The following is a 6,204-nucleotide window of genomic DNA, read 5'->3' on the forward strand; positions in this document are numbered from 1 at the left end:
TCCTTGTCCCGATCACTCCTCGGCAGCAGGCGCAGCACCGCGAACGCGTTCGTCACGCGCAGGTAGGCCAGTCGCAACAGCACGGCCGATCATCATGCCGCGGTCGTCGGCTGCCCCCGCGAGAGCCTGGCGCCACCACCAGCCACGGCCGCCGCGCCCCGAGACGGATGCCCCCACCTGGGCGGATGAAGTTCTCGGCGAGCACACCGTCGCTGTGAACCCAGCCGACTGGTACAGGCGCTGTTGCGTCTCCGCTCATGACATCGCGTCCATCGCGGCAAACAGCTCAATCGTCTTGTTCTTGACTGATTGATCAGTCAAACTGGGGTCGGTAGGGAGACGAGAGGGAGATCGGTGCGTCTGACACTTGGGCTTGACTACGATTTGCCGCCGATAGCGCTGGTCGAGGAACGCACGAGGTGGTTCCCTGCGGGGGCGGTGATGTTCGGGCTCGAGCAGCGTGAGCTCGGCGAGGCTACGGTTCGGGCCGCATACACCGACGGGCAGCGCGAGGCGTCGGCCATCGACGACGTGCACGACGGCGCGTTCGCCGACGACGGCGGCCTGTCGATCCACGTGTGCGAATCGGCGACGCACAGGGAGTTGCTGCGCTTCGATTGCTTCGCGCAGACGCCGCACTACCACTACATCCCGGTGGATGGCGGCAACCGGGCGATCGCGTTCGACGCCGACGCAAACGGTCCCATGGTCCCTTGGGCGATGAGGTGTCTGCGTTCTCGCCTTCCCCAGATGCTCGCGCAGGCGGGAGCCATCGAGTTGGCTGCGCTGATCGACGCTCGCGCCGTCGAGCTCGCCGTCGATGCGCTTTCCACGGAAATGCACCGTCGTCAGGGAGAGGGACCCGATGGTCAAGCTGGATGAGATCCAGACGACTGACTTCACCGTCACCCGAAAGGGCACGAGTGAAGGCCCGACGTTCTTACCGGAGCCCGATCGCCGGCCCCGGAAATACACCGTGATCTCCGTCGACGACCACATCGTCGAACCACCGGACATGTTCGTGGGGCGTCTCCCGTCGGCCCTCGCCGATCGGGCGCCTCGGGTCGTCACCACCGACAACGGCGGCGAGATCTGGGCCTACGACGGCGCCGAGCTGCCCAACGTCGGCTTCAACGCCGTGGCTGGCCGCCCCGTCTCCGAGTACAGCTGGGAGCCCACCCGTTTCGACGAGATGCGGCGCGGCGCGTGGGACATCGACGCCCGCGTGCATGACATGGACCTCAATGGGATCTTCGCGTCGGTGAACTTCCCGTCGTTCCTCGCCGGCTTCTCCGGCTATCGTCTACAGCTCGGCCACGACGCCGACCTCGCGCTCGCCACCGTTCGAGCGTGGAACAGCTACCACCTCGAGGTCTGGGCCGCCGCGCACCCGGGGCGCATCATCCCGCTGCAGATCCCGTGGCTGCTCGACCCGGAGGTCGCAGCCGCGGAGATCCGCCGCAACGCCGAGCGTGGCTTCCGCGCCGTCTCGTTCACGGAGTCGCCCGACAAGATGGGCCTGCCGTCGTTGTACTCCGACTACTGGGACCCCTTCCTCCGTGCGTGCGAGGAGACGGAGACCGTAGTCTGCCTGCACTTCGGCTCGTCGGGAACCACGCCGACCGCGTCCCCGCAAGCGCCGCCCGAGGCCGTCACGGTCCTCTTCGGGTCGAACATCGCGGCCGCGGTCGACTGGCTGTTCGCCAAGGTGCCGCTTCGCTTTCCCGGCATCAGGATCTGCCTGTCGGAGGGCGGTGTCGGCTGGGTGCCGTCGCTGCTCGACCGACTCGACCACATGCGCAAATACGAGGACATGTTCGCCACGTTCGCCGGCAGCGAGCTGACGCCGTCGGAGCTGGTCCGTCGCAACTTCTGGTTCTGCGCGATCGACGAGCCGTCGGGTATCGAGATGCGGCATCGCATCGGTGTCGAGAACATCGTCGTGGAGTCCGACTATCCGCATGCGGACTCGACGTGGCCCGACACCCAGGCGGTGCTCGAGCGCTCGCTCGCGGCGGTTCCGGCGGACGAGGCAGCATCGATCACCTGGCGGAACGCCTCGGTACTGTTCCGGCACCCGGTTCCAGCCGCGGTGCAGGTCGACCCGGAGGCGTTCTGACATGGACGCGACCGACGTCGTCGAAATCACCCAGGTGCTGGGCCGCTACGGCCAGATCGTCGACGGACAGGCGTGGGGCGACCTGGCCGACGTCTTCACCCCCGACGCCGTGTTCGACACGGGCGCGTTCGGCCAGGGCTGCCAGACCGGCGTCGAGGCGATCCGCACCATGTTCGAGGGCGGGACGCAGCCGTACTCGGTGAACATCGTCAACATCGTCGTCAGCGACGGCGACGCGCCGGGTACGGCTCGGGCCTACAGCAAGAACATCGGGCTCCTGCCGAAGGGCCGCGTCGGCAGCGCCAGCTACCACGACGAGCTGGTGCGCACTGCCGGCGGATGGCGGGTGGCGCGTCGGACGGCGCACGCACCCCGTCGGGAGCAGCCGTGAGCGACGACGTCAGCTACGAGCGCCGGGGGGCGGTGGCGCTGATAACGCTCAACCGGCCCGATCGGCGCAACGCCCAGGGCGCCGACATGACCTATGCCCTGGACGGGTGCTTCTACCGCTTCTCGCGCGACAACGAGGCCCGGGTGGCCGTCCTCCGAGGCGCCGGTCCGCACTTCTCCGCTGGCCACGACGTCCACGACGTGCCCCAGGACCACGACCACGACCCCGTGTCCCTCTGGGGCCATCCGCACGGCAAACCGGGCGCGGAGTGGATCATGGCCTACGAGCAGGACGCGTTCCTCGGGATGTGCCGGCGGTGGCGCGAGGTGCCCAAGCCGGTCATCGCGATGGTGCACGGGGCATGCGTCGGCGGGGCACTTGCGCTGGCATGGGCCTGCGATCTCATCATCGCGTCGTCAGACGCGTTCTTCGCCGACCCCGTCGTGCGCCTGGGCTGCCCCGGCATCGAGTTCTTCTGCCACCCCTGGGCGCTCGGCAGCCGGTTCGCTCGTGAGTTCCTGTTCCTCGGCGAGCGCATCTCGGCCCAGCGCGCGTACGAGGTCGGCATGGTCAACCGCGTGTTCGACGCCGCCGAGCTCGAGGAGCAGACCCTCGCCATTGCCGCGCGCATCGCCGCGATGCCCAGCTTCGGCCTCACGCTCGCGAAGATGGCCGTCAACCAGGCGGAAGACGCCATGGGGATGAAGCAGGGCATCGATGCCGCGTTCAGCCTGCATCAGCTCGCACACGCCCACAACATCAACATGACGGGTGGCAGCCCGATGCTCGTCGGTCTCGACGACCTTCGCTCAACCGGAGGCGACCGTGCTTCGTGATGATCCGGTCGCCATCGTCGGCGTCGCCGTGCCGAGGGTGGCCAAGCACATCCCCGACGAGACGGCCACCAGCCTCACCTTGAAGTCCATACTCGCAGCGCTTGACGATGCCGGCCTCGAGCCGAGCGACGTCAACGGCATGTGCGCTACGTGGCCCGGTCCTGGCGGTTCGCACCAGGCATGGTCGACGAACTGGGCCCGTCAGCTCGGTGTGACGTTGAACTGGGTGATCGACGAGGGCCTCGACGTCGGCGGCATCCGTGGCGTGCTGAACGCCGCGGCGGCCATCAAGGCCGGGCTGTGCGAGACGGTGGTGGTTGCCACGGCGACCGCCGGCGGCCCGCCGCAGTCGGGTCGCGACCGCATGGCCGCGATCCACCACGGCGGACCGCAGTTCGTGTCGGGAGCGACGAGTAGCGACGGACACGGCGACGTCACCCACGCCGCTCTCGAGTTCAACCATCCATACGGCGGTTCCGGCGCGATCCATCGGTTCGCCCTGAACGCCATGCGCCACATGCACGACTACGGCACGACACATGAACAGATCGCCGAAGTCGCGGCGACGATCCGCAACAACGGCTACCGCAACCCCGAGGCCATGCACTTCGGTCGCGGCCCCTTCACCGTCGAGGACATCCTCGCGTCGCGGTGGATCGCCGAGCCGCTCCACCTGCTTGAGTGCAGCCTCGTCGGCCAGTGCGGCGTCGCCGTCGTCCTGACGAGCGGCGAGCGGGCGCGCAACCTCAAGCGACCACCGGTGTACGTCCTCGCCGGCGCCATGGAGATGGACGACGGCCCGCACCACAACCCGGCTCTCAACCGGGTCAACGGCAACCTCGGGGGCGACCGGATGAAGGTGGCCTACTCGCAGGTGGGCATCACGCCGGGCGACATCGACGTGCTGTCGGTGTACGACCCGACGGCGTTCGAGGTGATCCGCAACCTCGAGATGCTGGGCTTCTGCCGACCGGGCGAGGGTGGGCCGTTCGTCGAGAGCGGGGCGATCGCGTTGGGCGGGAAGATTCCGACCAACACCGACGGCGGCCTGCTGAGCCACGCGTGGTCGACGATGGGCCAGCTCTTGCTGAAGGTGATCGAAGGTGCCCGTCAGCTGCGCGGCGACTGCGGCGACCGGCAGGTCGAGGCGGCCGAGCTGGCGGTGTGCACGAACTCCGTGCCCGGCGCGCACCACGTGGAGGCGCTGATCCTGGGGAGCCGGGCATGACGTTGACGGCATGGTCCGGGCGGCCGGTGCCGCAGCCCACGGAGCTGTCGCAGCCCTACTGGGACGCGGCGCTGCGCGGCGAGCTGCTGTACCTGCGATGCGGGCAGTGCGGGACCGCGTTCTTCCCGCCGCTGGGCGCGTGCGTCGTCTGCCGGTCGGCGGACGTCGCGTGGCAGCGCAGCAAAGGTCGCGGCACGGTGTACTCCTACACCGTGCTTCACGACGCCCCGTCGGCCGGGTTCCCCGTGCCGAGCGTCCTGGCGATCATCGAAGTCGACGAGGGCTACCCGATGTTCAGCAGTGTCGTCGGCTGCCCACCGGGCGACGTCCGCATCGGGCTGCGCGTCCAGGTGTCCTTCGAGGAACTGACGGCCGAGATCAACTTGCCGGTATTCCGACCGGTGGATGCAGAGGAGCGAGCATGACCACGGTCCGGGACGTCCCGATCGTCGACGTCGACAGCCACGTCGCCGAGCCCGAGGATCTGTGGACCGCGCGCATGCCGGCCAGCCTCGGCGACGCCATCCCGAAGGTGGTCTGGGACGAGAGCGCCGGTGAGTCACGCTGGAAGGTAGGCGACGTCCTGCTCTCCGCGGTCGGCGAGTACTGCTCCGCCGGCTGGCCAGAGCATTTCCCGTCGCACCCGCCGACGCTCGCCGACGCCGACCCTGCGTGCTTCGACGCCAAGGCGCGGCTCGAGCGGCTCGACCAGTACGGCGTGTGGGCCCAGGTCCTGTACCCGAACGTCATCGCGTTCGACGCGCACGCGTTCCTCACCGAGCTCGGCCCCGAGCTCGCCACGACCTGCGTGGAGGCGTACAACGATTTCCTCGCCGAGTTCGCCGCCACCGACCCGCGGCGCCTCGTGCCGTTGATGATGCTGCCGTTCTGGGACGTCGAGGCGTCGGTGCGCGAGATGGAGCGCTGCCGCGCCCTCGGTCACCGCGGCGTCCTGTTCGCGGCGCTGTTCAACCGGCTCGGGCTGCCGAACATCGCGGACGCGTCCTGGGCGCCCGTCCTGTCGGCGGCCCAGGACCTCGAGCTGTCGATGAACTTCCACATCGGGTTCGGCCAGCGGGACAAGGAGTCCAGCGAGCGCGCCTGGGCGAAGCTCACGAAGCGGGCGCTCGCGGAGCGCACCGACCGCCTAGCGTTCGTCCGCAAGAGCGCTCCGCACTTCGCCAGCTCGGCGCAGGCCGTTAGCGACGTGATCATGGGCGGGGTGTGCCACCGCTACCCGCGGCTGAAGTTCGTGTCCGTGGAGAGCGGGTTCGGGTACTTCCCCTATCTGCTCGAGAACCTCGACTGGCTGTGGCTCACGTCGGGTGCGGCCGCCGAGTACCCCGAGCGCGACCGCCCGAGCACGTACTTCCACCGTCAGATGTACGCCACGTTCTGGCACGAGCGCTCCAGCGTGCCGCTGTTCGAGGAGTTCCAGGACAGCCTGATGTTCGAGACCGACTTTCCGCACGAGGCGGGCCTCGCCCCCGGGCCGAGCAGCCCGGCGTCCTCGGCCCGCGAGACCGTGTGCCAGAACCTCGCCGGCCTGTCGCCCGAGGTGCTGCACAAGGTCGTCTTCGCCAACGCGGCCTCGCTGTACGGCCTCGAGCCGCCGGACGCGTCGTGAGCG

Annotated in this window: 7 protein-coding genes; all 7 read left to right on the forward strand. The window is 68.9% G+C overall.

Features of this window, described 5'->3' with window-relative positions; genetic code table 11:
- The first annotated feature begins 441 nt into the window (after window positions 1-441).
- Genes U9980_RS07010 through U9980_RS07040 form a run of 7 tightly spaced genes read left to right on the forward strand, consistent with a single transcriptional unit; the run spans window position 442 to window position 6,201 of the window.
- Window positions 442-882, forward strand: coding sequence for a hypothetical protein (locus U9980_RS07010; protein WP_322767188.1), 441 nt, complete (start codon window positions 442-444; stop codon window positions 880-882).
- Window positions 866-2,119, forward strand: a complete 1,254-nt coding sequence (locus U9980_RS07015; RefSeq protein WP_322767189.1) for an amidohydrolase family protein — start codon at window positions 866-868, stop codon at window positions 2,117-2,119. The genes U9980_RS07010 and U9980_RS07015 overlap by 17 nt, the downstream gene beginning before the upstream one ends.
- 1 nt (window position 2,120) lies before the next feature.
- Window positions 2,121-2,510, forward strand: a complete 390-nt coding sequence (locus tag U9980_RS07020) for a nuclear transport factor 2 family protein (protein WP_322767190.1) — start codon at window positions 2,121-2,123, stop codon at window positions 2,508-2,510.
- Entirely contained in the window at window positions 2,459-3,346 is an 888-nt protein-coding gene (locus U9980_RS07025) for an enoyl-CoA hydratase (RefSeq protein ID WP_416210176.1), read from the forward strand. Before U9980_RS07020 ends, U9980_RS07025 begins: the two co-directional genes overlap by 52 nt.
- A complete protein-coding gene (locus U9980_RS07030; protein WP_322751468.1) occupies window positions 3,336-4,574 on the forward strand; it encodes a thiolase family protein in 1,239 nt (412 codons plus the stop codon). The genes U9980_RS07025 and U9980_RS07030 overlap by 11 nt, the downstream gene beginning before the upstream one ends.
- A complete protein-coding gene (locus U9980_RS07035) occupies window positions 4,571-4,999 on the forward strand; it encodes a Zn-ribbon domain-containing OB-fold protein (RefSeq protein ID WP_322751469.1) in 429 nt (142 codons plus the stop codon). Before U9980_RS07030 ends, U9980_RS07035 begins: the two co-directional genes overlap by 4 nt.
- Window positions 4,996-6,201, forward strand: coding sequence for an amidohydrolase family protein (locus tag U9980_RS07040; RefSeq protein ID WP_322767191.1), 1,206 nt, complete (start codon window positions 4,996-4,998; stop codon window positions 6,199-6,201). The genes U9980_RS07035 and U9980_RS07040 overlap by 4 nt, the downstream gene beginning before the upstream one ends.
- Window positions 6,202-6,204 lie beyond the last annotated feature (3 nt).

This window comes from Protofrankia sp. Cr1, from assembly GCF_963555865.1.
Lineage (GTDB): Bacteria > Actinomycetota > Actinomycetes > Frankiales > Frankiaceae > Protofrankia.

Coding starts and splice junctions, on each gene's coding strand:
- U9980_RS07010 (WP_322767188.1), top strand. CDS start 442: ATGTTCGGGCTCGAGCAGCGTGAGCTCGGCGAGGCTACGGTTCGGGCC.
- U9980_RS07015 (WP_322767189.1), top strand. CDS start 866: ATGGTCAAGCTGGATGAGATCCAGACGACTGACTTCACCGTCACCCGA.
- U9980_RS07020 (WP_322767190.1), top strand. CDS start 2,121: ATGGACGCGACCGACGTCGTCGAAATCACCCAGGTGCTGGGCCGCTAC.
- U9980_RS07025 (WP_416210176.1), top strand. CDS start 2,459: ATGGCGGGTGGCGCGTCGGACGGCGCACGCACCCCGTCGGGAGCAGCC.
- U9980_RS07035 (WP_322751469.1), top strand. CDS start 4,571: ATGACGTTGACGGCATGGTCCGGGCGGCCGGTGCCGCAGCCCACGGAG.
- U9980_RS07040 (WP_322767191.1), top strand. CDS start 4,996: ATGACCACGGTCCGGGACGTCCCGATCGTCGACGTCGACAGCCACGTC.